Origin of the sequence: Pseudomonas sp. RL_5y_Pfl2_69, assembly GCF_963970465.1 — a bacterium.
In the GTDB taxonomy this organism is placed as follows: domain Bacteria; phylum Pseudomonadota; class Gammaproteobacteria; order Pseudomonadales; family Pseudomonadaceae; genus Aquipseudomonas.
Genome location: NZ_CAXAOU010000001.1, coordinates 578,091 through 603,294, shown reverse-complemented (window position 1 = coordinate 603,294; position 25,204 = coordinate 578,091). Strand labels below are relative to the sequence as shown.

General features: G+C 58.4%; 26 protein-coding genes. 9 read left to right on the top strand and 17 right to left on the bottom strand.

Translation table 11 applies throughout. The annotated features are described in order from the left end of the window. Positions 1-39 precede the first annotated feature (39 nt). The 10 genes from AACY07_RS02845 to AACY07_RS02800 form a co-directional block, all read right to left on the bottom strand. Positions 40-534 carry a DUF2878 domain-containing protein gene (locus AACY07_RS02845; RefSeq protein WP_326397358.1) on the bottom strand — a complete coding sequence of 165 codons (495 nt, stop codon included), beginning with the start codon at positions 532-534 and terminating at the stop codon, positions 40-42. Then, positions 527-1,798, bottom strand: a complete 1,272-nt coding sequence (locus tag AACY07_RS02840) for a cyclopropane-fatty-acyl-phospholipid synthase family protein (protein ID WP_339473371.1) — start codon at positions 1,796-1,798, stop codon at positions 527-529. The genes AACY07_RS02845 and AACY07_RS02840 overlap by 8 nt, the downstream gene beginning before the upstream one ends. After that, on the bottom strand, positions 1,785-2,585 hold the full coding sequence (locus AACY07_RS02835) for a DUF1365 family protein (RefSeq protein WP_133076401.1): 801 nt from the start codon (positions 2,583-2,585) through the stop codon (positions 1,785-1,787). Before AACY07_RS02835 ends, AACY07_RS02840 begins: the two co-directional genes overlap by 14 nt. Then, positions 2,582-3,829: an NAD(P)/FAD-dependent oxidoreductase gene (locus AACY07_RS02830; RefSeq protein WP_339473369.1), complete on the bottom strand. Its 1,248-nt coding sequence runs from the start codon at positions 3,827-3,829 to the stop codon at positions 2,582-2,584. The genes AACY07_RS02835 and AACY07_RS02830 overlap by 4 nt, the downstream gene beginning before the upstream one ends. After that, the gene (locus AACY07_RS02825; RefSeq protein ID WP_339473367.1) at positions 3,826-4,596 is read right to left on the bottom strand and encodes an SDR family NAD(P)-dependent oxidoreductase; all 771 of its coding nucleotides are present in this window, start codon (positions 4,594-4,596) and stop codon (positions 3,826-3,828) included. The genes AACY07_RS02830 and AACY07_RS02825 overlap by 4 nt, the downstream gene beginning before the upstream one ends. Then, the gene (gene phrB / locus AACY07_RS02820) at positions 4,589-6,034 is read right to left on the bottom strand and encodes a deoxyribodipyrimidine photo-lyase (protein ID WP_338648781.1); all 1,446 of its coding nucleotides are present in this window, start codon (positions 6,032-6,034) and stop codon (positions 4,589-4,591) included. Before phrB ends, AACY07_RS02825 begins: the two co-directional genes overlap by 8 nt. Positions 6,035-6,046: 12 nt before the next feature. Then, a complete protein-coding gene (locus AACY07_RS02815) occupies positions 6,047-6,982 on the bottom strand; it encodes a MerR family transcriptional regulator (protein WP_338648780.1) in 936 nt (311 codons plus the stop codon). 2 nt (positions 6,983-6,984) lie between these two features. Continuing rightward, positions 6,985-7,953 (bottom strand): DUF523 and DUF1722 domain-containing protein, encoded by a 969-nt coding sequence (locus AACY07_RS02810; protein ID WP_339473365.1) that lies wholly within the window; start codon positions 7,951-7,953, stop codon positions 6,985-6,987. Positions 7,954-8,075: 122 nt separating this feature from the next. After that, on the bottom strand, positions 8,076-8,291 hold the full coding sequence (locus AACY07_RS02805) for a TIGR02450 family Trp-rich protein (RefSeq protein ID WP_019825089.1): 216 nt from the start codon (positions 8,289-8,291) through the stop codon (positions 8,076-8,078). After that, complete coding sequence (locus tag AACY07_RS02800; protein WP_339473363.1) at positions 8,288-9,274, bottom strand: NAD(P)/FAD-dependent oxidoreductase; 987 nt, start codon at positions 9,272-9,274, stop codon at positions 8,288-8,290. The genes AACY07_RS02805 and AACY07_RS02800 overlap by 4 nt, the downstream gene beginning before the upstream one ends. A 191-nt stretch (positions 9,275-9,465) precedes the next feature. Here AACY07_RS02800 and AACY07_RS02795 point away from each other — a divergent pair, with 191 nt between their 5' ends. Next, positions 9,466-10,368 carry a TIGR01777 family oxidoreductase gene (locus AACY07_RS02795; protein WP_339473362.1) on the top strand — a complete coding sequence of 301 codons (903 nt, stop codon included), beginning with the start codon at positions 9,466-9,468 and terminating at the stop codon, positions 10,366-10,368. A 13-nt stretch (positions 10,369-10,381) separates the two neighbouring features. After that, complete coding sequence (hemH, locus tag AACY07_RS02790; protein ID WP_338648775.1) at positions 10,382-11,407, top strand: ferrochelatase; 1,026 nt, start codon at positions 10,382-10,384, stop codon at positions 11,405-11,407. Between the two features lie 107 nt (positions 11,408-11,514). On the opposite strand, the gene AACY07_RS02785 is transcribed toward hemH, so the two are convergent. Next, positions 11,515-12,789 (bottom strand): uracil-xanthine permease family protein, encoded by a 1,275-nt coding sequence (locus AACY07_RS02785; protein ID WP_133076392.1) that lies wholly within the window; start codon positions 12,787-12,789, stop codon positions 11,515-11,517. Between the two features lies 1 nt (position 12,790). Further along, entirely contained in the window at positions 12,791-13,429 is a 639-nt protein-coding gene (upp, locus tag AACY07_RS02780) for a uracil phosphoribosyltransferase (protein WP_133076391.1), read from the bottom strand. Between the two features lie 165 nt (positions 13,430-13,594). Here upp and AACY07_RS02775 point away from each other — a divergent pair, with 165 nt between their 5' ends. Further along, on the top strand, positions 13,595-14,152 hold the full coding sequence (locus AACY07_RS02775; protein WP_133076390.1) for a hypoxanthine-guanine phosphoribosyltransferase: 558 nt from the start codon (positions 13,595-13,597) through the stop codon (positions 14,150-14,152). A gap of 65 nt (positions 14,153-14,217) precedes the next feature. Next, positions 14,218-15,159, top strand: a complete 942-nt coding sequence (locus AACY07_RS02770; RefSeq protein ID WP_133076389.1) for an AEC family transporter — start codon at positions 14,218-14,220, stop codon at positions 15,157-15,159. Here the strand turns inward: AACY07_RS02770 and AACY07_RS02765 are convergent. From AACY07_RS02765 to gatC, 5 genes are all read right to left on the bottom strand, one after another. Then, positions 15,156-16,196 (bottom strand): calcium/sodium antiporter, encoded by a 1,041-nt coding sequence (locus tag AACY07_RS02765; protein ID WP_339473440.1) that lies wholly within the window; start codon positions 16,194-16,196, stop codon positions 15,156-15,158. The genes AACY07_RS02770 and AACY07_RS02765 overlap by 4 nt on opposite strands. A 50-nt stretch (positions 16,197-16,246) precedes the next feature. Further along, a complete protein-coding gene (locus AACY07_RS02760) occupies positions 16,247-16,618 on the bottom strand; it encodes a septal ring lytic transglycosylase RlpA family protein (protein WP_133076388.1) in 372 nt (123 codons plus the stop codon). A gap of 178 nt (positions 16,619-16,796) precedes the next feature. Beyond that, on the bottom strand, positions 16,797-18,242 hold the full coding sequence (gene gatB / locus AACY07_RS02755) for an Asp-tRNA(Asn)/Glu-tRNA(Gln) amidotransferase subunit GatB (protein ID WP_133076387.1): 1,446 nt from the start codon (positions 18,240-18,242) through the stop codon (positions 16,797-16,799). Between the two features lie 10 nt (positions 18,243-18,252). Further along, positions 18,253-19,704, bottom strand: coding sequence for an Asp-tRNA(Asn)/Glu-tRNA(Gln) amidotransferase subunit GatA (gene gatA, locus AACY07_RS02750; RefSeq protein WP_339473359.1), 1,452 nt, complete (start codon positions 19,702-19,704; stop codon positions 18,253-18,255). Between the two features lie 14 nt (positions 19,705-19,718). Further along, positions 19,719-20,006, bottom strand: coding sequence for an Asp-tRNA(Asn)/Glu-tRNA(Gln) amidotransferase subunit GatC (gatC, locus tag AACY07_RS02745; RefSeq protein ID WP_019825066.1), 288 nt, complete (start codon positions 20,004-20,006; stop codon positions 19,719-19,721). A 210-nt stretch (positions 20,007-20,216) separates the two neighbouring features. Here gatC and mreB point away from each other — a divergent pair, with 210 nt between their 5' ends. The 5 genes from mreB (at position 20,217) to rng (ending at position 25,142) form a co-directional block, all read left to right on the top strand. Next, entirely contained in the window at positions 20,217-21,254 is a 1,038-nt protein-coding gene (gene mreB / locus AACY07_RS02740) for a rod shape-determining protein MreB (protein ID WP_003439856.1), read from the top strand. A 143-nt stretch (positions 21,255-21,397) separates the two neighbouring features. After that, positions 21,398-22,483, top strand: coding sequence for a rod shape-determining protein MreC (gene mreC / locus AACY07_RS02735; protein ID WP_339473438.1), 1,086 nt, complete (start codon positions 21,398-21,400; stop codon positions 22,481-22,483). Further along, positions 22,483-22,971, top strand: a complete 489-nt coding sequence (mreD, locus tag AACY07_RS02730; protein ID WP_019825061.1) for a rod shape-determining protein MreD — start codon at positions 22,483-22,485, stop codon at positions 22,969-22,971. Before mreC ends, mreD begins: the two co-directional genes overlap by 1 nt. Before the next feature lie 51 nt (positions 22,972-23,022). Further along, a complete protein-coding gene (locus AACY07_RS02725; protein ID WP_133076384.1) occupies positions 23,023-23,628 on the top strand; it encodes a Maf family protein in 606 nt (201 codons plus the stop codon). 56 nt (positions 23,629-23,684) lie between these two features. After that, entirely contained in the window at positions 23,685-25,142 is a 1,458-nt protein-coding gene (rng, locus tag AACY07_RS02720) for a ribonuclease G (RefSeq protein ID WP_133076383.1), read from the top strand. Positions 25,143-25,204 lie beyond the last annotated feature (62 nt).

The following is a 25,204-nucleotide window of genomic DNA, read 5'->3' as shown; positions in this document are numbered from 1 at the left end:
TTGTAGTCGCTGCCGAAGGCTGCGAAGGTCCTGCGGCCTCTATCGCAGCCTTCGGCAGCGACTACAGGTGATTAGCAATGCAAACAACCCCGCCCACAACAGGCTCAATCCGGCCAGCGTAGGCCACAGGCCCAAGGGGAACTGCACCGCTCCCAAGCGTTGACCTGCGTAATACGACAATGGTCCACCAATGGCTCCCAGCAAAACAGCCCGCCACCAGGGCTTGGCAGTCCACGCCAGACAGTGGTTCAAGGTGATGGCCAGCAGGGCCCAAAGCAGTATCAGCCAGAATGGAATCAACAAACCGGGCTGCTTGAAGACGAAAACTCCGGCATTGAGCAGCAGGCTGTCTACGGCAGTGCCGAGTAAACACACGACCACGATTAAACGGACCTCTGCCATTGAGCGACTTATCCACAGCAGATGTGCCATCAATGCACCACCTGCCAGCACGAGCCACGGGCTGTTGCCGCCCACTACACAGGCAAACCAGCCGAGCTGGAACAGCCCGGCATTGGCCAGATTCTTAAGCATTGAACCGACCGAGCAGTGGTTCAGGCATGGCTGCCGGCTTGGCCAGCAACAATTGCGCGGTACCGATGCTGCGTTCCAGAAAACCACCTTCGCAGTAACACAGGTAAAACTCCCACAGGCGCAGGAAGTATTCGTCGTAACCCAACTCAGTCAAACGCCCGTGAGCACGGCGAAAGTTCTCATGCCACAGGCGCAGAGTTTTGGCGTAGTGCAAGCCGAAATCTTCCATGTGCATCAGGTTCATGTCAGTGTCCTTGCCCACGATTTCGAGCATTTTTTGCACACTGGGCAGGGCACCGCCGGGGAAAATGTAGCGCTGGATAAAGTCCACGCTGCTTTTGGCTTGCTCGTAACGCTGCTCGCGAATGGTGATGGCTTGCAGCAGCATCAATCCGTGGGGCTTGAGCAGGTGGGAGCACTGTTTGAAGTAGCTGGGTAAAAAACGATGCCCGACGGCCTCGATCATTTCGATCGATACAAGCTTGTCGTACTGCCCTGTCAGATCGCGGTAATCCTCCAGCAGCAACGTTACCTGGTCCTGTAAGCCCAAAGCGTCAACGCGGGTTTTGGTGTAGTCGAACTGCTCTTTGGACAGGGTCGTGGTCGTGACCTTGCACCCGTAATGCTGCGCCGCAAATAACGCCATGCTGCCCCAGCCGGTGCCAATTTCGAGCAAATGGTCCTCGGGCTTGAGATCGAGCTTCTGGCAGATTCGCTCCAGCTTGTTGAGCTGCGCTTGTTCCAGCGTGTCGTCAGGGCTTAAAAACTGGGCCGCTGAATACATCATGGTAGGGTCGAGAAACTGCTCGAACATTTCATTGCCCAGGTCGTAATGGGCGGCAATGTTTTTTTGCGAGCCCTTGCGGGTATTGCGATTGATCCAGTGCAAGCCGCGTATCAACGGGCGGCCCAGGCGCGCCAGACCACCCTCCATTGCATCGAGCACATCCATATTGCTGACCAGCACCCGGATCACCTTGGTCAGGTCGGGTGAGCTCCAGTAGCCATGAATAAAGGCCTCGCCCGCACCAATCGAGCCGCTGCTGGCTATCATGCCCCACAGGCTTGCATCGTGAATCTGTATTTCGCCGACCAGACCGGCGCCGCTGTCGCCGAACATCAGGCGTTCGCCGTTTTCGATCACCACCAGATGACCGTGTTTCAACTGGGCAAGCTGGCGCATGACTCCGCGTCGCAATAGCGCACTGGTCAGGTTATGGGTAGTCGACAGTGAGGATTTGCTCACCAGGCTAGAGCTCTTCATGGCGTTTATCCTTAGGTTGCAGGGCGGCAATACGAAAGGCGCCGTCGGCGGCCTGATGGGAAAAAATCGGTGTGCGTTTGAGAAACAGGCGCAAGGCTTGCCAGTAAATGGCCAGGCAGGTTTTGGCGGTCATCCACGGAAACTGCCGCAAGTAGCGGTGCAGCCCTGCGCGGTCCAGGGTCGTACGTTGCAGGTTGAGGGTGGCGTCGAACAGTTTCAGCTCGCCCTGCCAGTCGGCCATGTGCACGCCGAGTCGGGCCTGGGGTGGGCTGAAGCTCATGCGGTATTCCAGGTCCCGTGGCAGAAAGGGGGAAACGTGAAAGGCCTTGGCCACGGCGACATGCTGAAAACCATCGCCTTGTGCCGGGAGCACGTAGTGATAGCGTTCGCGCCAAGGCGTGTTGGTGACTTCGCACAAGATGGCAGCCAGTTTTCCGTCCGCCTCGTGGCAGTAAAAGAAGCTCACCGGGTTGAACGACAGCCCCCAGCTGCGGGCTTGGGTCAGCAAGCAGATCGAGCCCTGGGGCGTATGCCCTAAGGCGATGCCGACTTGCTGACGAACCGCGTCAATCAGGCGCATACCGGTTGCGGTGTAGGTTTTCAGGTAATCAGTTTCACGAAAGGAGAAAGGTGCAAATCGGCTTTTTCCTGCCAGCGCCGAAAGCCCCAGTACAGCGTCTTGCTCATCCAGATCCAGATACAACAAGCCGATCTGGTAGCGGAACGCATGGGTAGTCGGCGCAAAGCGTCGATGGGCGATCCAGCCGCTGTACAGGGCGCTGTTCATAGTTGTTGGCCAAAGGCCTGGGCCACGCGCAATGCGCTGACCACGCCGTCTTCATGAAAGCCGTTGGCCCAATAGGCGCCGCAAAAGTAGCTGTGCTGGGCGCCCAGTAGTTCTTGCCAGCGTGCTTGTGCAGCAATGGCGCCCAAGCTGTACTGAGGATGGGCATAGGTAAAACGGGCCAGTACTTTGAGCGGATCAATCGCGCTGGTTTGATTGAGGCTGACGCAGAATGTGGTCTCGCTCTCAATTCCTTGCAGGATGTTCATGTCGTAGGTCACGGCAGCACGCTTTTGGCCTGCAGAGCCCAAACGGTAATTCCAGCTCGCCCAGGCCAGTTTTCGGTCTGGCAGCAAGCGGGTATCGGTGTGCAGCACCACGTCATTATCGGCATAGGGCATCGCTGCCAGGATTTGCCGTTCTGCAGATGAGGGGGTGGCCAGCAGCTTGAGGGCTTGATCGCTGTGGCAGGCAAAGATCACCTTGTCGAAGTCTTCAATACCGCCGGCACTGTGTACCTGAACGCCCTGTTCATTGCGGGTTACCTGAATGACCGGGCAGTTCAGACGAATCCTGTCGGCAAAGCCTGCACTCAAGGGTTGTATGTAGGCACTGGAGCCACCTTCAATCACACGCCATTGCGGGCGATTGCTGACGCTGAGCAAGCCGTGATTCTTGAAGAACCGCACAAAAAACTGCAGCGGAAAGCTCAGCATGTCTGCCAGGGACATGGACCAGATCGCAGCACCCATCGGTACGATGTAGTGCTCGATAAAACGCGTGCCATAACCCTGCTGCTGCAGGTAGTCACCCAGCCGGGTGTCACTGGCAATGCGCTGCTCGTCCAGGTCGCGAATGGCTTGGCGATTGAAGCGCAGGATGTCGCGCAACATGCCCCAGAACCCGGGAGACAACAGGTTGCTGCGCTGGGCAAACAGGCTATTGAGGGTGTTGCCGTTGTATTCGAGGTTGCTGTCGGTGTCGTGCACTGAAAAGCTCATTTCAGTGGCTTTTGAGCGAACCCCCAACTGGTCCATCAGCTTGATGAAGTTGGGGTAAGTCCAGTCGTTGAACACGATAAAACCAGTGTCCACGGCGTAGGACTTGCCTTTGACACTCAGGTTGACGGTGTGGGTGTGGCCGCCGACCCAGTCACTGGCTTCGAATACGCTGATGTCGTGCTCTTTATGCAGCAGGTAGCCGCAGGTCAGCCCCGAAATACCACTGCCAATGATCGCGATTTTCATGAGGGTTTACCGTCAGAGTTGCGTGCCAGGCGTTTCCCGAGTGCGACTTGCAGGCGTTTTGGCAAGTTCGCCAACAGCCTCAGCGAGAGGATGAACAATGTGGGAAAGGCGATTTCCAACGGACGTTTTTTCAGGCGCTGGCATATATGCTGTGCCGCTTTTTGCGCTGACCAGCGCATCGGCATCGGGAAGTCATTGTTTTCGGTGAGCGGGGTGTCGACGAAGCCGGGGCTGACGAGGGTGACATTGATGCCTTCCTGGGCCAGGTCGATACGCAGCGATTCGAGCAAGTAACGCAAGCCGGCTTTTGATGCGCCATAAGCCTGCGCCCGTGGCAGCGCCCAATAGGTGACAGAGCTGACCACGCCCACCAGATACGGGCGCGAACCGGCGCGCAGCAGTGGCAGCGCACTCTCAATGCAATAACAGTTGGCCAGCAGGTTGGTGCGCACCACGCGCTCGATCAATGCGGAGTCGAACTCACGGACGTCGACATACTCACAGGTTCCGGCGTTGAGGATCACGGTGTCCAGTGCGCCCCAGGCCTGTGTGATGCGTTTGCTGATCTCGCGGACCTGCACAATGTCGGTCAGGTCGCCGGGTACCAGCAGGACTTGGCCGGGGAAGCGGTCAGACAAGGCTTTCAAGGGGGCGAGCGTACGGGCAGTCAACGCCAGCCGGGCGCCGTTTGTGAGCAATTCCTCAGCGATTTGCGCGCCAATCCCGCTGCTGGCGCCTGTCAGCCAGATCCGCCGCCCTTCAGCCATGGCTCACCTCCACTATTTGCCGCGACGGCAGGCTCTTGAAAGCGCTGAGGGCACGCTCACGGCTTTTGCTCAAATCGACGATGGGGGCCGGGTAATTGGCCACGCCAAATAACCCGCCGATCAATGCTGGGTTGTGCACTTGTTTTTTATTCAGGTCCGCCAGCTCCGGCAGCCAGTGTTTGATGAATCGACCTTCGGGATCGAAGCGCTCTGACTGAGTCAGCGGGTTGAAAATTCGGAAGTACGGTACTGAGTCGGTGCCTGTGGATGAGCTCCACTGCCAGCCGCCGTTGTTGGCGGCCAAATCACCGTCGATCAAATGCTGCATAAAAAAGCGCTCGCCTTCGCGCCAGTCGATCAGCAGGTTTTTGGTCAGGAACATGGCCACTACCATGCGCAGGCGGTTATGCATCCAGCCTGTTTCCAGCAGTTGGCGGATGGCTGCGTCGATAATCGGGAAGCCCGTGCGCCCCTGTTTCCAGGCGGCCAGCTCATCCGGCGCGTTACGCCACGGCAGGTATTCGGTCTCAAGGCGGAAGGCGCGATGACGGGAGACGCGTGGGTAACCGACCAGAATATGTTTGTAGAACTCGCGCCAGAGCAGTTCAGTGATCCAGGTGAACACCCCCGGGCTGCCGCTTTCAAACTCGCCGTTGTTACTGTGCAATGCCGCATGCAGGCATTGGCGGGGTGAGATAACGCCCGCGGCGAGGTAGGTCGAAAGCTGGCTGGTACCGGGTTTGGCCGGCAGGTCGCGTTCGTCCTGATAGAAGTGAATCTGTTCATCGGCAAACTGTGCCAGGCGCTGCTGAGCTTCTTTCTCGCCTGCTGGCCAGAGCGCCCGCAACGTTTGGCTGGGTGTAGCAAATCCGCTGACCGATTCTGGAATGCTATCGGGCTCGATGTTCAGCGGTGCCTGGCTGTCAGGCCTGGCCACAATCTGTGGCAAGGCCATGTGCAGGCGGTTGTAGCAGATCCTGCGGAACTGGCTGAAGACCTGAAAGTACGAGCCCGATTGCGTCAGGATGCTGCCCGGCTGGAACAGCAATTGGTCGAGGTAGCTGTGAAACTCGATGCCCTGGGCTTCAAGAGTCCGAGCCACCTCCTGGTCGCGACGGGTTTCGTTGATGCCGTATTCCTGATTGGTGTGGACGGCCTGAATCCCGAGCTGCTGGCACAGTTCAAGCAGCACTGCAGGCGCCTGATCCCATGCTGGAGCGGTGCGGATCAGCAGCGGGATGTTGAGCTGCTGCAGACTGTCACTCAAGGTGCGCAGGTTGCGCAGCCAGAAATCAACTTTGCACGGCGCATCATCGTGGGCCAGCCATTGCTCGGGGCTGATGAGGTACACGGCCACGGTCGGTCCGCGTTTGGCTGCGGCGCTCAGGGCGGTGTTGTCGTAGTGGCGCAAGTCGCTGCGCAGCCAGATCAGTTGCATGTCAATTCCTTGCTATAAAAGGCCAAGTTGGCTGAGGCGTTGATGGGCCTCTACCGGGTCGTGGGCCAGGTACAATCCTGCGATCTCGGTTGTAGTTACGGACAACAGATCGAAATGGATGCTTACCGTTGGTCCGGCAATCAGGATCGGGCATTCAATGCCGCTCAGTAGCCTGGGCAGTACTTGGGTGTTAAGGGTTTTGCTGGAATACAGCACCACTGCACGGGGTTTTAAATGTTCCACCGCCAGGCCCAGTTCACCGTTGGGTAAAGGCGCGTCGAATACCTCGACCGCACAGTGACTGCTGCTGACCAGCAGGGCGGTCAGCCACAGCTGTGGCTCGAACGGCAGGTCGGAATGGTTGATCAGCAAGACCGGTGCGCCCTTGAGCGAGCGGTTGTTGTGATAAATCCGGGCCCCCAGTTTGCTGCGTAACCAGGAGTGGAAAAACACACGCTCCAGTTGCGCGCCGAATTGCCCTTGCCAGCGCTGCTCCAGATCGTTGAGCAGCGGCACCAGCAGTTGTTCGCAGAGCGGGCGAGCAGGGTAGAGCGACATTGCCTGATTGAAGCAATCATCCAGGCGGCGCTCGGCCAGTTCACTGATGGACTCAATCATGGTTTGGCGCCACACCTGCCAGTCGCTGTCGGGCGTTACGGCGGGAGTCGAGGGGGTGTTGAGCAGCGGTTTGATCTGGCTGACCGACACGCCGCGATTGAGCCACAACAAAATGTGCTGAATACGCTGGATATGCTCGCTGGAAAACAGACGATGGCCCTTGGCCGTGCGGTGCGGCACGATCAGGCCATAGCGTCGCTCCCAGGCACGCAAGGTCACGGCATTCACACCGGTGATGCGCGAGACTTCACGAATGGGCAACCAGCCTTCAGCCAGTGCCTGGCTGTAGTCCGTGTCAGGGGTATTGGACATGATCAGGTCATCATTCATGGTCAGATGGCATTGCGCAGGCTGAGGTCTTCCGGATGCGGCTGCAGGTAAACCTGGCGCGAGATGTAAGGGTGCGGGTGCAGGCGAAAGTGATGCTTGAGCAGGGTCAGGGGCACCACCAGCGGCACGATGCCGTGCAGGTACTGGCCAATCAGTTGCTGAACTTCCTGCTTGTCTTCGGGGCTGATGGATTGTTTGAGGTAGCCGCTGATGTGTTGCAGCACGTTGGTGTGGGTGCGCCGGGTCGCGCATTTTTTCAGCGCTTTCATCAGCTCGCTGAAGTACTGCGGTGCAATGGCTCGCGGATCTTGCTTGCCAAGACTGCCGAGCAAATTGCCCAGGGTTTTGTACTGCACCGGGTGATGGGCCATCAGCTGGTATTTGTAGCAGGCGTGAAATTCTGTCAGTGAGCGGCGGGTGACGCCCTGTTTGAGCAGGGCCTGCCAGGCGCTGTAGGCATAAACCCGGGTCATGAAGTTCTCGCGCAGCACCGGATCATTCAATCGACCGTCTTCCTCCACAGGCAAGTCGGGATGGGCGTCACAGAACGCTTGAGCGTAAATGCCACGGCCGCTCAACTCTGCGGGACGGCCGCCGTCCTGATACACCTTGACCCGCTCCAGGCCGCATGAGGGCGACTTTTGCATGAAGATGTAGCCACAAATATCCGTGTGGGCTGCGGCCATTTCCACGCCGTAGTCGTGCAATGGCTGAGTCACGTTCAAGGTGCTATCGACGGTGCCGACGGCTTGAGGTTGAGCAGGATTGCCCACCAGGCGTACAGGCTGGCGAGGAATGCCAAGGCCGATGGCAACCTCGGGGCACAGCGGCACAAATTCGAAGTGCTGGCTCAACGCCTGGCTGCACAGCCGCGACTCTTTGTGCCCGCCGTTGAAGCGAACTTCGGCCCCCAGCAAGCACGCGCTGATGGCAATTTTCGGTTTGTGCCGGGCGGGAACGGTGCTGGCCATGTGACGAACCTCCAAGAATTACTTGTACATCTTTTAATCGATGTACAGCTTGAGTTCATCATAGGTCTGATGTTGTACAAGTCAATTATCTTGTACAAGTATTTGAAGTGCTGCCGAAAGGATTATTGCCAGCCCATTTTCCATTCGCCCGCATCTTGCAGGCTTTGCCACGTCAAACGCTGATTACGCTGGGTAAGCACCGCTTGCAGTTCGATATCGAGCACGGTGCCTTCTTCGTCGCAAAACAGCTGGGTGACCAGAAAGTGTTTTTCACGGTTACGCGGCACAGCTGCTGTCCATTTTGACAGCAGCAATTTGCGCGGGTTGATGCGGTTCATCCCAGGTGCTCAATCAGGCGGCGTGCAGCTTCCTGACCACTCAGCCATGCCCCTTCCACGCGACCCGACAGGCACCAGTCGCCGCAGGCATACAGGCCCAGATCGGAGTCCGCCAGGGCCCCCCATTCATGGGCTGCGGCGGGGCGGGCGTAGAGCCAGCGGTGCGCCAGGCTGAAAATCGGGGCCGGGGTGGGGAAATGCATTAGCTCGGCAAAAGCGCCATGCAATTGTTCGATGACCGCCTCCTTGGGCAAGTCGAGGTTTTGCTTGCTCCAAGTGCTAGTCGCGTGCAAAACCCAGGTGTCAGGCTGGCTGGCACGTCCGGGTTTGCTACGGTTTCGGGCTATCCAGTCCAGCGGGCTGCCTTGTACGAAGCAACCCTCCATAGGTGTGTCGAGGGGGGATTCAAAGGCCAGGGCGACGGCCCAGGCCGGTTCCATTTTGACCCCGGCTGCGGTGCTCGCCAACTTAGGGGCGCTGGCCAGCAGAGAGGTGGCCTGTGGCGCCGGGGTGGCAATGATGACGTGGCTGAACGGGCCGTGCTCTTCACCTTCGGCATCCAGCAGGTGCCAGTGTTTCTCGCCGCGTATCAGGTCGGTGATCTGGCACGAGAAGCTGACTGGCAGACTGCCGAGCAGGCCGCGTGTGATGGCGCTCATGCGGGGCGTGCCCACCCAGCGGGTCTGTTCGTCGGGGGAGGGGCTTAACTGACCGTTTTTATAGTGGTACAGGTGTGGCTCCCACTCGGCAGCCCAGCCATTGGCTTGCCACTGCTGGACTTCATCGACAAAACGCCGGTCCCGTGCGGTGAAGTACTGAGCCCCCAGGTCCAGTACACCGACATCGCTGCGCTTGCTCGACATGCGTCCGCCGCTGCCACGGCTCTTGTCGAAAAGATGAATCGCGTGCCCTGCCTTGTGCAGAGTGTTTGCTGCTGCCAGCCCGGCTATGCCGGCGCCAATAATCGCGATAGGTACAGTCATTATGGCCTCGATCTCTGTTTGCACAGACTACGCCGTCGGCAATACCTGTACAATTCTATTTGTTAGTATAGGTTTTAGTGATTCTTCCAGATCCATGTGGCCTATTCTTAAGTCAGGTCGACGACCGATAAAAGGTCTTACAGTAAAAATAGACCAGTGCTCCCGATAAAACTCCTTGCGAGGATCAACTCATGCACATATTGCTGACCGGCGGTACAGGCTTGATAGGGCGTCAGCTCTGTCGTCACTGGCTGGCGCAAGGCCACCGCCTTAGTGTGTGGAGTCGGCGCCCTGAGCAAGTGGCCCGATTGTGCGGTGCTCAGGTCAAGGGTGTTGCCCTGCTTGAGGAGCTCGGGCAGGAACCGATTGATGCCGTGGTCAATCTGGCAGGTGCGCCCATCGCCGATCGTCCCTGGACGCGCGGGCGCAAGGCTCTGCTGTGGAGCAGTCGCATTACCCTGACCGAAACCCTGGTGGCCTGGCTTGAAAGCCGGGACCAAAGGCCGTCGGTGCTGGTGTCCGGTTCGGCCGTTGGCTGGTACGGCGACGGTGGCGAGCGTGAGCTGACCGAGGACTCACCGCCCGTCAGCGAAGATTTTGCCAGCCACTTGTGCATTGCCTGGGAAGAAACCGCGCAGCGGGCGCAGGCCTTGGGCATTCGAGTGGTGCTGGTGCGCACGGGACTGGTACTGGCAGCTGAAGGCGGCTTTTTGTCGCGCCTGTTGTTGCCTTTCAAGCTGGCGCTGGGCGGGCCGATAGGCAATGGTCGGCAGTGGATGCCGTGGATTCATATCAAGGATCAAATTGCCCTGATTGATTTTCTTGTGCATGAGAATGCCGCCAGCGGTCCTTATAATGCCTGCGCGCCACACCCGGTACGCAATGCCGACTTCGCCAGGACCTTGGGCAGCGTGTTGCAACGTCCGGCATTTATGCCCATGCCTGCATTTGTACTGCGCGTGTTGCTGGGCGAGATGTCCGGTTTGTTACTGGGTGGCCAGCGGGCTATGCCTGCAAAGTTGCTGGCTGCCGGTTTTACTTTTCAGTTCACCGATTTGCGTGCGGCACTTGATGATATCGCCGCCCGCCTCTGAAATAGGAAGTTGCATGACCGACCACGCGTTGTTGCTGGTTAACCTGGGTTCGCCGGCGTCTACTTCGGTAGCGGATGTACGCAGTTACTTGAACCAGTTTTTGATGGATCCGTATGTCATCGACTTGCCGTGGCCGGTACGGCGCTTGCTGGTGTCGTTGATCCTGGTCAAGCGTCCTGAGCAGTCGGCCCACGCGTATGCCTCGATCTGGTGGGACGAGGGTTCGCCACTGGTGGTACTCAGTCGTCGCCTGCAGCAGGCGATGACCAAAGAGTGGACCCAGGGCCCGGTCGAATTGGCCATGCGTTACGGCGAGCCGTCGATTGAAACCGTGCTCACCCGTCTGGCGTCGCAGGGCATCAAGAAGGTCACGCTGGCACCGCTTTATCCGCAGTTCGCTGACAGCACCGTGACCACGGTGATTGAAGAAGCCAAGCGCGTGGTCAAGGCCAAAAAATTGCCGATGCAGTTTTCGATTGTGCAGCCCTTCTATGACCAGCCCGAGTACCTCGATGCGCTGGTGGCTAGCGCCCGGCCGCATCTGGAGCAGGATTACGATCACCTGCTGCTCAGCTTTCACGGTTTGCCCGAGCGGCATTTGCACAAGCTGGACCCGACCGGCAATCACTGCTTCAAGAATGAAGACTGCTGCCAGAATGCTTCGCCTGCAGTTTTGCAAACCTGTTATCGAGCGCAGTGTTTGCGTTCTGCCCAGGCTTTTGCCGAGCGTATGGGGTTGCCTGAAGGCAAGTGGTCGGTGGCGTTCCAGTCCCGTTTGGGCCGGGCCAAGTGGATCGAACCCTACACGGAGGCGCGTCTTGATGCGTTGGCCAAGCAGGGGGTGAAGAAGATTCTGGTGATGTGCCCGGCGTTTGTGGCTGATTGCATTGAAACGCTGGAAGAGATCGGTGATCGCGGGCGCGAGCAGTTTATCGAGGCGGGGGGCGAAGAGTTGGTGCTGGTGCCGTGTCTCAATGACAACCCGCAATGGGCGCAGGCGTTAAAAACTTTGTGTGAAAGGGCGCCGCTGGCGCTTTAGAAAAACCCCTGTGGGAGCAGGCTTGCTCGCGATGCAGTCAACGCGGTCTATCGGTTGGATAGAGGTGATGCAATCGCGAGCATGTCCGCTCCTACAGGGATTACAGGTCAGATGACGGGGCCGTCACCTTTCTTGTGTTTCCAGCTGTCGTTGCCCGGCAGGATCAGGTTCAGCGCAATCGCCACAATGGCGCACAACGCGATGCCTTTAAGACCGAAGTCCTCAGGCCCCATCCCCGTACCGATCAGCACGCCGCCAATCCCGAAGACCAGAGTCACCGACACGATCACCAGGTTGCGTGCTTCGCTCAGGTCGACCTGATGGCGGATCAGGGTGTTCATGCCCACGGCTGCAATCGAACCGAACAGCAGGCACAGAATCCCGCCCATTACAGGGACCGGAATGCTTTGCAGCAGTGCGCCGAACTTACCGACAAATGCCAGGCTGATGGCGAAAATCGCTGCCCAGGTCATGATTTTCGGGTTGTAGTTCTTGGTCAGCATCACCGCGCCAGTCACTTCGGCGTAGGTGGTGTTGGGTGGTCCGCCCAGCATGCCGGCAGCGGTGGTGGCGATACCGTCACCGAACAGCGTGCGGTGCAGGCCCGGCTTTTTCAGGTAGTCGCGACCGGTCACGCTGCCTACGGCAATCACGCCGCCGATATGTTCAATGGCCGGAGCAAGCGCTACGGGGACGATAAACAGAATCGCCTGCCAGTTGAACTCGGGGGCAGTGAAGTGCGGCATGGCGAACCACGGCGCTGCGGCGATCTTGGCGGTGTCGACGACGCCAAAGTAAAACGCCATGCCAAACCCGACCAGCACACCGGCGATGATGGGCACCAGACGGAAAATCCCTTTACCGAATACAGCCACGATCAAGGTGGTCAGCAGCGCTGGCATCGAGATCATCATGGCCGTCTGATAGTGAATCAGCTCGGTGCCATCTTCAGCGCGGCCCATGGCCATGTGCGCTGCAATAGGCGCCATCGCCAGGCCAATCGAGATAATCACCGGACCGATCACCACAGGTGGCAACAAGCGGTCGATGAACCCGGTGCCCTTGAGCTTCACCGCGAAACCGAGAAAGGTATACACAAAACCGGCTGCCATGACGCCGCCCATGGTCGCTGCAAGGCCGAACTGCCCTTTGGCGAGAATGATCGGGGTAATGAAAGCGAAACTCGAAGCCAGAAAGACCGGCACCTGGCGCCGGGTCACGATCTGGAACAGCAGAGTCCCGAGACCCGCCGTGAACAGCGCAACGTTGGGGTCGAGGCCGGTAATCAATGGCATCAACACCAACGCGCCAAACGCCACGAAGAGCATCTGCGCGCCAGAGATTATCTGGCGCCAGAGCGGGTCGTTGAACTCGTCCTGCATGTTAAATGTCCTTTTGCTTGGTGCCGAAAATCTTGTCGCCGGCATCGCCCAAGCCCGGGATGATGTAGCCGTGCTCGTTCAAACGCTCATCAATGGAGGCGGTGTAGATGGTCACGTCCGGGTGAGCGGCTTCAACAGCAGCAATCCCTTCTGGCGCAGCAACCAGCACCATGGCGCGGATTTCCTTACAGCCGGCTTTTTTCAGCAGATCAATGGTGGCAACCATCGAAGAGCCGGTGGCCAGCATCGGGTCGATAATCATCGCCAGACGCTCGTTGATTTCCGGAACCAGTTTTTCCAGGTAGGTGTGGGCCTGGAGGGTTTCTTCGTTACGGGCAATACCGACAGCGCTGACTTTGGCGCCCGGGATCAGGCTCAGAACACCTTCCAGCATGCCGATACCGGCGCGCAGGATCGGCACGACGGTAATTTTCTTACCGGCGATTTTTTCAACTTGAACAGTGCCGCACCAGCCTTCGATATCGTAGGTTTCGAGGGTCAGGTCACTGGTGGCTTCATAGGTCAGCAAAGCGCCGACTTCCTGAGCGAGCTCACGGAAATTCTTCGTGCTAATGTCAGCGCGACGCATGAGGCCGAGTTTATGACGGATTAGCGGATGGCGTATCTCGCGGATAGGCATAGGGAAAAACTCCGGGGGGCAGGCAAAAAAACCGGCCTAGATTAATCTAATCCGGGGTGATGTCCTACAGACATTACTGCACGTTAGTCCATAAATGCTTGATCTGAGCCATGCGGATGCGTACCTTTGCCCGCTTTTCTTGCACAACCCCCCCTGGAGAGCGTCATGTCTGCTGATCTCGAGCATATCCGTCAAATCATGCGAGAGGCTGACTGCCTGTACACCGAAGCCGAAGTCGAAGAGGCAATTGCCCGCGTTGGTGCGCAAATCACGGCAGAAATGGCCGAGACCAATCCAGTGGTTTTTTGTGTGATGAACGGCGGCCTGATTTTTTCCGGCAAGCTGCTCACCCATCTGAAATTCCCGCTTGAAGCGTCGTACCTGCACGCTACGCGCTATCGCAATGAAACCACTGGCGGCGACCTGTTCTGGAAAGCCAAGCCAGAAGTATCGTTCATCGACCGTCACGTGTTGATCATCGACGACATCCTCGACGAGGGGCACACCCTTAGCGCGATCGTAGAATTCTGCAAGCACGCCGGTGCCCGTCAGGTGCACACCGCGGTATTGATCGACAAGGACCATGACCGCAAGGCGCGTCCGGACTTGAAGGCCAACTACGTCGGCTTGCCGTGCATTGACCGTTATATCTTCGGCTATGGTATGGACTACAAAGGCTACTGGCGTAATGCCGCCGGCATTTATGCCGTCAAAGGTATGTAACAAAGGACGTTGAGGCTTTCTTCAAGAAGGCCTCAACCCGGTTCTACCTCCATGAGTGTGCTGACATGCTGGCTATTTTCCTTCAGACGCTCACGATAACCGCCCCCGTGTTTGCCATGCTGTTTCTGGGCGTGGTGCTCAAGCGCGTGGGCTGGATCAATGACAACTTTATCCACACAGCGTCGGCACTGGTGTTTAACGTCACCATGCCGGCGTTGTTGTTTCTGGGCATTTTGCATGCCGATCTCAGGGCGGCCCTGCAGCCCAAGGTGCTGGCTTATTTCGTGCTGGCAACCCTCGCAGGGTTTGCGTTTGCCTGGGGTTGGTCGATCTGGCGCTGCCCTCGTGAAGACCGTGGGGTCTACACCCAGGGCGCCTTTCGCGGCAATAACGGGGTCATTGGCCTGGCTCTCGCGGCCAGCATGTACGGCGACTACGGGATTTCATTGGGCGCGGTACTCGCAGGCCTCGTGATCCTGTTCTACAACACGCTGTCGACTATCGTGCTGGCGGTGTACAGCCCGGTGATCAAGTCCGATCCGTGGAGCATCTGCAAAAGTGTGGTCAAGAACCCGCTGATCATCAGCGTGCTGGCTGCGGTGCCGTTTGCGGTATTCAAGATCAGCCTGCCCGGTTGGTTGCAAGCGTCTGGCGAATACCTGGCCGCAATGACCTTGCCCCTGGCGCTGATTTGCATCGGTGGCACTCTGTCGCTGGCAAGTCTGCGTAAAAGTGGCGACAGGGCGCTGAGCGCAAGTCTGGTGAAAATGGTCAGTTTGCCGCTACTGACAACACTGGGGGCTTGGTTGTGTGGCTTTCGCGGGCCGGAATTGGGGATTTTGTTCCTTTATTTCGCCAGCCCGACGGCCGCTGCCAGTTATGTCATGGTGCGGGCGGCCAACGGTAATCACGAGCTGGCGGCTGCAATTATTGTGATCACCACCTTGATGGCGGCCATCACGACCAATATCGGGATATTTGTATTGCAGTGGGGCGGCTGGATCTAGTGCTGACGGCGCCACGCGCGCAGGGTACTGAACAGCAGAAACACCAGCAGCACCGGCAAGATGAAAAACAGCATCAGGTGTTCAAGCTTGCCGGCCAAGGGCATGCCGATGGTGAAGGACACTACATGCAGCCCATAGGCCAGGTATAAACCCAGAAACAGCAACCCTTCAGCGCGGGTGACGCGGTACCCCGCGTAGAACACGGGCAGACACAGCGCCGCCACACCCAGCATCACCGGCAAGTCGAACGCCAGCGCGTTGGGCGATACCGACAAGGGCGCTGGAGCGACCAGAGCCGTCAGGCCAAGTACCCCCAGCAGGCTGAAAACATTGCTGCCAATCACATTGCCGACAGCGATTTCGCGCTGGCCGCGAAAGGCTGCGATCAGTGACGTGGCCAGTTCCGGCAGTGAAGTGCTGACCGCAATGATGGTCAGCCCGATAATCCGCTCTGATAGTCCAAGCTCAGTGGCAACCGTGACTGCCGCGCCGAGCAGCAGGTGCCCGGCCGCCCCGAGCAGGATCAGGGCCAACAGCATTAACGCGATGTTGTGCAGCCATGGGGTGTGTGGCTGCGCGTGGCTGTTGTGATGGTGGCCGCTTTGACGCGATTGGCGCAGCAGCAGGGCCAGGTAGATCATCAGGCCGCACAACAGGACAACACCGTCCAGGCGATCGAGCTGTTTGTTGAGTGCCAGGGCAAACACCAGGGCGCTGGCGAGGATCATCAGGGGAATGTCCAGGCGTACCAGTTGACGGGATACGCGCAGGGGAATGATCAGCGCCGACAGCCCCAGGGTGACCAGGATGTTGAAAATATTGCTGCCGATCACACTGCCTACGGCAATGTCCGAGGTGTCATTGAGCGCGGCCTGCAGGCTGACAGTCATCTGTGGGGCGCTGCTGCCCAATGCGACCACGGTCAAACCGATCAGCAGCGGGCGTACCTTCATGTTGGCAGCCATGCGTACGGCGCAGCGCACCAGCAATTCGGCCCCTGCGATCAGCATGACGAGGCCGCAGAGCAATTGCAGCAGGTTCCATGGTGACAGCGCGCTCAAGCCCAAAATGGCGGCAACTCCCTCAATTAATCACTCAAGCCCTGAACCCGGACTTTTGCTGTGCCGCTGCGCAGCATATCCAGTTGCTGGGCGGCCTTGCGCGAAACGTCTATCAGGCGTCCGCGGGTATGGGGGCCGCGATCATTGATGCGCAGCACAACAGATTTGTCGTTGCTCAGATTGGTGACCAGCACCCGCGTCCCGAAAGGCAGGGCAGGGTGGGCGGCGGTAAGGGCATTCTGGTCGAATGGTTCACCGCTGGCGGTTCGCTTGCCGTGATGGCGAGCACCGTAATAAGAGGCAATGCCTGTTTTGTCATAGCCACGGGGGTCTATGTCATGGCTGGCGCAGCCTGCGAGCAAGCTGAGCAGGGCGCAAGCGCCGAGTAGCCGCTTCATGGGGGAATCCTTATGTTGCTTGAAAAGCGATTCGCGTAGCAGCTGCCGAAGGCTGCGTTCGATTGCGAAGCGATCGTAAAGTTAGAAAATGCGGTTCAACTCTTGAACCGCAACCTCTGGTTTTACGACGGCTACGCCGCCGGACGCAGCCTGCGGCAGCTGCTACGAGTTTTGTGGCTTAGCCTTCGAGCTTGCTCTTGAGCAGTTCGTTGACCTGTTGCGGGTTGGCTTTGCCTTTGGAGGCTTTCATCGCCTGGCCCACGAAGAAGCCGAACATCTTGCCGCGCTTGGCTTCGTCTGCCGCACGGTATTGCTCGACCTGCTCTGCGTTGGCCGCCAGCATTTCATCCAGCACCTTTTCAATGGCGCCGCTGTCGGTCACTTGCTTGAGGCCGCGCTTTTCGATGACTTCGTCTGCGTTGCCCTCACCATTGGCCATCGCTTCCAGCACAACCTTGGCGATTTTGCCGGAGATGGTGTTGTCTTTGATGCGCTGCAGCATGCCGCCCAATTGCTCTGCGCTGACCGGCGACTGGTCGATGTCCAGGCCTTGTTTGTTGAGCAGGCTGCCCAACTCGACCATCACCCAGTTGGCCGCCAGCTTGGCATCGCCACTGATGCTCACGACTTTTTCGAAGTAGTCCGCTTGCTCGCGGCTCGAAGCCAATACGCTGGCGTCGTAGGCCGACAGGCCGAACTGCGACTGGAAGCGTTCGCGCTTTTGCGGCGGCAGTTCCGGCAGCGTGGCACGCACCTCTTCGATAAACGAATCTTCGATCACCACTGGCAGCAGGTCAGGATCGGGGAAGTAACGGTAGTCGTTGGCTTCCTCCTTGCTGCGCATGGCGCGGGTTTCGTCCTTGTTCGGGTCGTACAGGCGGGTTTGCTGAATGACCTTGCCGCCGTCTTCGATCAGCTCGATCTGGCGTTGTACTTCGCTGTTGATCGCTTTCTCGATAAAGCGGAACGAGTTGACGTTCTTGATCTCGCAGCGAGTCCCGAACTCGGCCTGGCCGACCGGGCGGATCGATACGTTGCAGTCGCAGCGCAGGGAGCCTTCAGCCATGTTGCCGTCGCAAATGCCCAGGTAACGCACCAGAGCGTGCATCGCCTTGACGTAGGCCACGGCCTCTTTGGCGCTGCGCATGTCCGGCTCGGAAACGATTTCTAGCAATGGCGTGCCGGCACGGTTCAAGTCGATGCCGGTGGAGCCGCTGAAGTCTTCGTGCAGGCTTTTGCCTGCGTCTTCTTCCAGGTGGGCACGGGTAATGCCGACACGTTTGACGGTGCCGTCTTCAAGGGTGATGTCCAGGTGGCCCTTGCCGACAATCGGCAGTTCCATCTGGCTGATCTGGTAGCCCTTGGGCAGGTCCGGGTAGAAGTAGTTCTTGCGGGCGAACACGTTGTGCTGAACGATTTCGGCGTCAACGGCTACGCCGAACATGACCGCCATGCGCACGGCTTCCTGGTTCAGCACCGGCAGTACGCCGGGCATGCCCAGGTCGACCAGGCTGGCCTGGGTGTTCGGTTCTGCGCCAAAGGTGGTGGCGCTACCGGAGAAAATCTTCGATTGGGTGGCGAGCTGGGAGTGAATTTCCAGCCCGATCACAACTTCCCATTGCATATGTTTCTCCTCAGAAGCCGGCAGGTGAGCGCGTGTGCCAGTCAGTGTTGAGCTGATACTGGTGAGCGACGTTGAGCAGGCGGCCTTCCTGGAAGTAAGGCGCAAGCAATTGCACGCCTACTGGCAAGCCATCGACAAAACCGGCTGGCATCGACAGGCCTGGCAGGCCGGCGAGGTTGGCGGTGATGGTGTAGACGTCTTCCAGATAGGCCGAAACCGGATCGCTGTTTTTAGCGCCGATTTTCCAGGCCGGGTTAGGCGTGGTCGGGCCGAGGATGATGTCGACTTCGTTGAACGCGGTCATGAAGTCATTTTTGATCAGGCGACGGATTTTTTGCGCTTGCAGGTAGTAAGCGTCGTAGTAACCCGCCGACAGGGCGTAGGCACCGACCAGAATCCGGCGCTGTACTTCCGGGCCAAAGCCTTCGGCGCGCGAGCGCTTGTACAGGTCGGTGAGGTCTTTTGGGTCTTCGCAGCGATGGCCGAAGCGCACGCCGTCAAAACGCGACAGGTTGGACGAAGCTTCTGCTGGCGCGATCACGTAGTACGCAGGAATGGCGTGCTGCATGTTCGGCAGGCTGATGGGCTTGATCACGGCGCCGAGCTTTTCAAGCGCCTTGACGCTGTTGTGGACCAGTTCGGCAATGCGCGCGTCCAGGCCTTCGCTGAAGAACTCTTTAGGCACGCCGATGCGCAGGCCTTGCAGCGAACCATTGAGGCTGGCGCTGAAGTCCGGTACGGGTTCGTCGATGCTGGTGGAGTCTTGCGGGTCGAAACCGGCCATGCCTTGCAGCAGGATGGCGCAGTCTTCGGCGGTGCGAGCCAATGGGCCGCCCTGATCGAGACTGGAGGCGTAAGCGATCATGCCCCAGCGCGAAACACGACCGTATGTCGGTTTCAGGCCGGTGAGGTTGGTCAGGGCTGCCGGCTGTCGGATAGATCCGCCCGTGTCGGTGCCGGTCGCAGCAGGGAGCAGACGAGCGGCAACAGCGGCTGCCGAACCGCCCGAAGAACCGCCCGGTACGTGCTCGAGGTTCCACGGGTTTTTGACCGCGCCGTAGTAGCTCGACTCGTTGGCCGACCCCATGGCGAATTCGTCCATGTTGGTCTTGCCCAGGGTCACGGTGCCGGCAGCGGCAAGCTTGGCAACCACGGTGGCGTCGTAGGGAGCCTTGAAGTTGTCGAGCATTTTGGAGGCGCAGCTGGTGCGTACGCCCTGGGTGCAGAACAGGTCCTTGTGAGCGATCGGCGCGCCCAGCAGGGCACCGGTTTCACCGTTGGCGCGACGTGCGTCAGCGGCCTTGGCCTGCTCTAGGGCAAGGTCTTCGGTGACTGTGATGAAACTGTTGAGCTGAGGATCGAGCTGGGCGATACGCGCCAGCAGGGTCTTGGTCAGCTCTTCGGAAGAAAACTTTTTATCGGCGAGTCCGCGGGCGATCTCGGCCAGAGTCAATTGATGCATGCAGGCTCTTTCCTTTACTCGATGACTTTCGGAACCAGATAGAGGCCGTTTTCGACCGCTGGAGCGATGGACTGATAAGCCTCGCGATGATTGCTTTCAGTCACGACGTCTGCACGCAAGCGCTGGCTGGCTTCCAGAGGGTGGGCCATAGGCTCGATACCTGTGGTGTCAACAGCCTGCATCTGATCAATCAGCCCCAAAATGCTGTTAAGGGCTTCGGTGGTGCGTGGAATATCGGCATCATTAAGACCAAGGCGGGCCAAATGAGCGATTTTTTCCACGTCGGAGCGGTCTAGCGCCATGGGATTCTCCAGTGGAAAACAGGACGGATGCTATCCGTGTGTTAGATTGTCGGAACACTACCGCATTTCTACGGTCATATGGCCGCGATTGTGGGAGTTGGTGCTCAGAAAAGCGCCCAATTTAACATATTGGCGCCTTGCCCAAAATCCCTGTCGTTGTTAGAGTTTGCCGCACTTTTTTACCCACGCGTTGCCTAGGGTCCCTTTCCCATGTTCAAGAAACTGCGTGGCATGTTTTCCAGCGATCTTTCCATCGACCTGGGCACTGCCAACACCCTTATTTACGTGCGTGAGCGCGGTATCGTCCTGAATGAGCCATCGGTTGTGGCTATTCGGACACACGGTAACCAGAAAAGTGTCGTTGCCGTCGGCACCGAGGCCAAGCGCATGCTTGGCCGTACACCGGGCAACATTGCTGCCATTCGTCCGATGAAGGACGGCGTTATTGCCGATTTCAGCGTTTGCGAAAAAATGCTGCAGTACTTCATCAACAAGGTGCATGAAAACAGCTTCCTGCAACCTAGCCCACGCGTACTGATTTGCGTCCCGTGCAAGTCGACTCAGGTAGAGCGTCGCGCCATTCGTGAATCGGCACTCGGCGCGGGCGCCCGTGAAGTGTTCCTGATCGAAGAACCAATGGCTGCTGCCATCGGTGCCGGCTTGCCGGTTGAAGAAGCACGCGGCTCGATGGTTGTCGATATCGGTGGTGGTACCACTGAAATCGCGCTGATCTCCCTCAACGGTGTGGTGTATGCCGAATCCGTACGGGTTGGCGGCGACCGCTTCGACGAAGCGATCATCACTTATGTGCGTCGTAACTACGGCAGCCTGATCGGTGAATCGACGGCCGAGCGCATCAAGACCGAAATCGGTACGGCTTTCCCGGGTGGCGAAGTACGTGAAGTCGACGTGCGCGGCCGTAACCTGGCAGAAGGTGTCCCACGTGCCTTCACCCTGAACTCCAATGAAGTGCTTGAGGCTCTGCAAGAGTCGCTGGCAACCATCGTTCAGGCTGTGAAAAGCGCGCTGGAGCAGTCTCCTCCAGAGCTGGCTTCGGACATCGCCGAGCGTGGCCTGGTACTGACCGGTGGTGGCGCCTTGCTGCGTGACCTCGACAAGTTACTGGCTCAGGAAACCGGCCTGCCGGTTATCGTTGCCGAAGACCCGCTGACCTGCGTTGCGCGTGGCGGTGGCCGTGCGCTGGAAATGATGGATAAACACACAATGGACCTGCTCTCCAGCGAATAAGATCGCGTGGTGCAGTCCTATGGTTATCACCAGAAGGTAGCACTTTGCAGTGCTGCCTTTTGGCGTTTATCTTCTGTCAATCTTCATCCAGGCCGCTTGAAGCCGTATGAATAAATTGAACACTTGCCCGGGAGGAGCGGCCTATTAAACCGCTCTTTTCCAAAGGCCCATCATTGGGCGTGCGCTTTCTGGTGCTGGTCGTGCTATCTGTCACGCTGATGGTAGTGGACGCTCGCTTCACGTTGCTCAAGCCTGTGCGCAGTCAAATGTCGCTGGTGCTGATGCAGTCCTACTGGATTACCGATTTGCCGCAGCGATTGTGGCAGGGCGTAGCCAGTCAGTTCGGCAGCCGCACCGAGCTTGTGGCTGAAAACGAGAAACTCAAAACCGAAAACCTTCTGCTTCAAGGCCGCATGCAAAAGCTGGCCGCCTTGACCGAGCAGAACGTTCGTCTGCGCGAGTTGTTGAACTCCTCTGCGCTGGTCAACGAAAAGGTGGAAGTGGCCGAGTTGATCGGCATGGACCCTAACCCTTTTACCCATCGCATCATCATCAACAAGGGTGAGCGCGACGGCGTGGTGCTGGGTCAGCCAGTGCTCGACGCACGGGGCTTGATGGGGCAGGTGGTTGAGTTGATGCCCTACACCTCCCGTGTACTGTTGCTCACCGATACCACTCACAGCATTCCGGTCCAGGTAAACCGTAATGGCTTGCGTGCAATTGCCAGCGGTACGGGGAACCCCGAGCGCCTGGAACTGCGCCATGTGGCCGACACTGCGGATATCAAAGTGGGCGACCTGCTGGTCAGCTCGGGCCTGGGGCAGCGCTTCCCGGCCGGTTATCCGGTGGCAACGGTCAAGGAAGTCATCCACGACTCGGGTCAGCCGTTCGCCATTGTGCGTGCGGTTCCCACGGCGGCATTGAATCGCAGTCGCTACCTGCTGCTGGTGTTCAGCGATAGCCGAACTCCGGAAGAGCGGGCCAACGATGCGGCCAAGGCCCAGGAAGCCGAGCAAAACGGTGAAGCGCCGGCGATCGTTCCGACCACAGTGCCCAAGCCGACAGTGCCTGCGCCAGCCGCTGCACCCGCTGCAGCGCCAGCTACACCTGCCGCGCCTGCGGCGGTGGCCACTGACCCCAAGGCCGTGAAAAAACCTGCGCCAGTTGCAACCCCCGCCGCAGCCAGAACGCCTGCCACTGCGCCGGCCACTACTCGGGAGAGGCAATAATGGCGAATACGCGTTCGAGTAATGGCTGGTTGATCTGGCTGACGTTTGCCATCGGCCTGTTGCTCAGCATTTCACCGATGCCCCAGTTCATGGAAATCCTGCGTCCGCTGTGGCTGGCGCTGTTGCTGGCTTTTTGGGCCTTATACATGCCGCACAAAGTGGGTATGGTTACAGCGTTTTGCCTGGGGCTGGCCGAAGATGTGCTCTACGGCACGTTGCTGGGGCAGAATGCCCTGACCCTGACCTTGATCACCTTCCTGGTACTGTCGCTTCAACAGCGTCTGAGGGTGTTCCCGATGTGGCAGCAATGCCTGGTGCTTCTGGTGATTTTCGGTCTGGCCCAGCTTGCCCAGTTGTGGCTCAGTGCCTTGACCGGTAATCGACAGCCGACCCTGGCGCTGGTCTTGCCCGCGTTGGTCAGCGCCCTGTTGTGGCCCTGGATCAGTTACGGACTTCGTGGGCTGTGCCGACGTTTTAAAATCAATTAATTGGATACGAGCCATTTCCTGGTTTGTGCACTTCGACAGGGAGATGTCTTGATGACTTCGCTTTATCTGGCCTCTGGCTCACCGCGCCGACGCGAGTTACTGACTCAGATCGGCGTGCCGTTCAAAACGGTCAGCGCGGCCATCGATGAAACTCCCTTTCAAAATGAACCCCCTGTGGCCTACGTCGAGCGCCTGGCGCGCGAAAAGGCCCAGGCTGGGCGCCAGCAACTCCTGACAACAGCGGCGGACAGCACTTTTTGCGTGCTGGGGGCCGACACCGCCGTGGTCCTGGATGGCTGCATTCTTGGTAAACCGATCGACGAGGCCGATGCCTTGGCTATGCTCATGGCGCTGTCTGGCCGGGAGCATGAAGTGTTGACCGCCATCGCAATCATTGATGCCGATCGCTGTGAAACCCGTGTGGTCAGCAGCCAGGTACGCTTTCGCAACATCAGTAAACAAGAAGCCAGCCTGTATTGGGCCAGCGGTGAGCCGCAGGATAAAGCCGGTGGCTACGCCATTCAGGGGTTGGCCGCAGTGTTTGTAGCGGGGCTCAATGGCAGTTATTCCGCCGTTGTGGGCTTGCCTGTGTGCGAAACCGCAGAACTGCTCGGGCATTTCGGCATACCCTGTTGGCAAAACCTTACCGTGCGCTGAATACCGCACCTACGAGACGTGGCACTACTGTGATGACGCCTGAACGAGACCCAGCCATGAGTGAAGAGATCCTGATCAACATCACGCCGATGGAATCGCGCGTGGCGGTGGTAGAGAACGGTGTTCTGCAAGAGGTTCATGTCGAACGTACCCAGCGCCGGGGTATTGTGGGCAATATCTACAAAGGCAAGATTGTCAGGGTTTTGCCCGGCATGCAGGCCGCATTTGTTGATATCGGACTGGATCGCGCTGCGTTTATCCATGCCTCCGAAATTTCCCTGCGTGAAGGCCAGGCGGTTGAAAGCATCAGCACCCTGGTGCATGAAGGCCAGAGCCTGGTGGTGCAAGTCACCAAAGACCCGATTGCGTCCAAAGGTGCACGCCTGACAACCCAGCTGTCGATACCGTCACGCTATCTGGTGTACATGCCACGCACTGCCCATGTGGGCATTTCGTTGAAGATCGAAGACGAAGCCGAGCGTGAGCGCCTGAAGAAGGTGGTCAGCGATTGCGTGGCCCAGGAAGGCATCAAGGAAACCGGTGGTTTTATCCTGCGTACAGCGGCCGAGGGCGCCGGGGCGGATGAAATCCTGATGGACATTCGTTACCTGCGTCGTCTGTGGGACCAGATCGGTGCCCAGATCCAGACCGTTGGCGCGCCGACCGTGATCTATGAAGACCTGGGCCTGGCGTTGCGGACCTTGCGCGATCTGGTCAGCCCCAAGATCGAGAAAATTCGCATCGATTCACGGGAAACCTTCCAGAAGACCACGCAGTTTGTTGCCGAACTGATGCCGGAAATTGCCGACCGCCTTGAGCATTATCCGGGTGAGCGGCCGATTTTCGATTTGTATGGCGTCGAAGACGAGATCCAGAAAGCCCTTGATCGTAAGGTACCGCTCAAGTCCGGCGGTTATCTGGTGGTCGATCCGGCGGAAGCCATGACCACCATCGACGTCAATACCGGCGCATTTGTGGGCCATCGCAATCTTGAAGAAACCATTTTCAAGACCAACCTCGAGGCGGCCACAGCCATCGCCCGGCAACTGCGCCTGCGCAACCTGGGCGGGATCATCATCATCGACTTCATCGACATGGAAGATGAAGAGCATCAGCGCCAGGTGTTACGTACCCTCGAAAAACAGCTTGAGCGTGATCACGCCAAAACCAACATCATCGGGATTACCGAGTTGGGCCTGGTGCAGATGACCCGCAAGCGTACCCGCGAAAGCCTGGAACAGGTCTTGTGCGAGCCGTGTGTGTGCTGTCAGGGCCGTGGCAAGTTGAAAACCCCTGAAACCATCTGCTATGAAATCTTCCGTGAAATCCTGCGCGAGGCCCGGGCTTATCAGGCAACGGGGTATCGGGTACTGGCCAACCAGAAAGTGGTCGATCGCTTGCTGGACGAAGAGTCGGGTAACGTTGCAGAGCTTGAAGGATTTATCGGGCGTACGATTCGCTTTCAAGTCGAAACCATGTATTCCCAGGAACAATACGACGTGGTGCTGCTCTGAAGTATCAGGCGTCATATAGCGTTTTAAAGGGGCTGAATCCGGCCCCTTCGATTATTACTGAA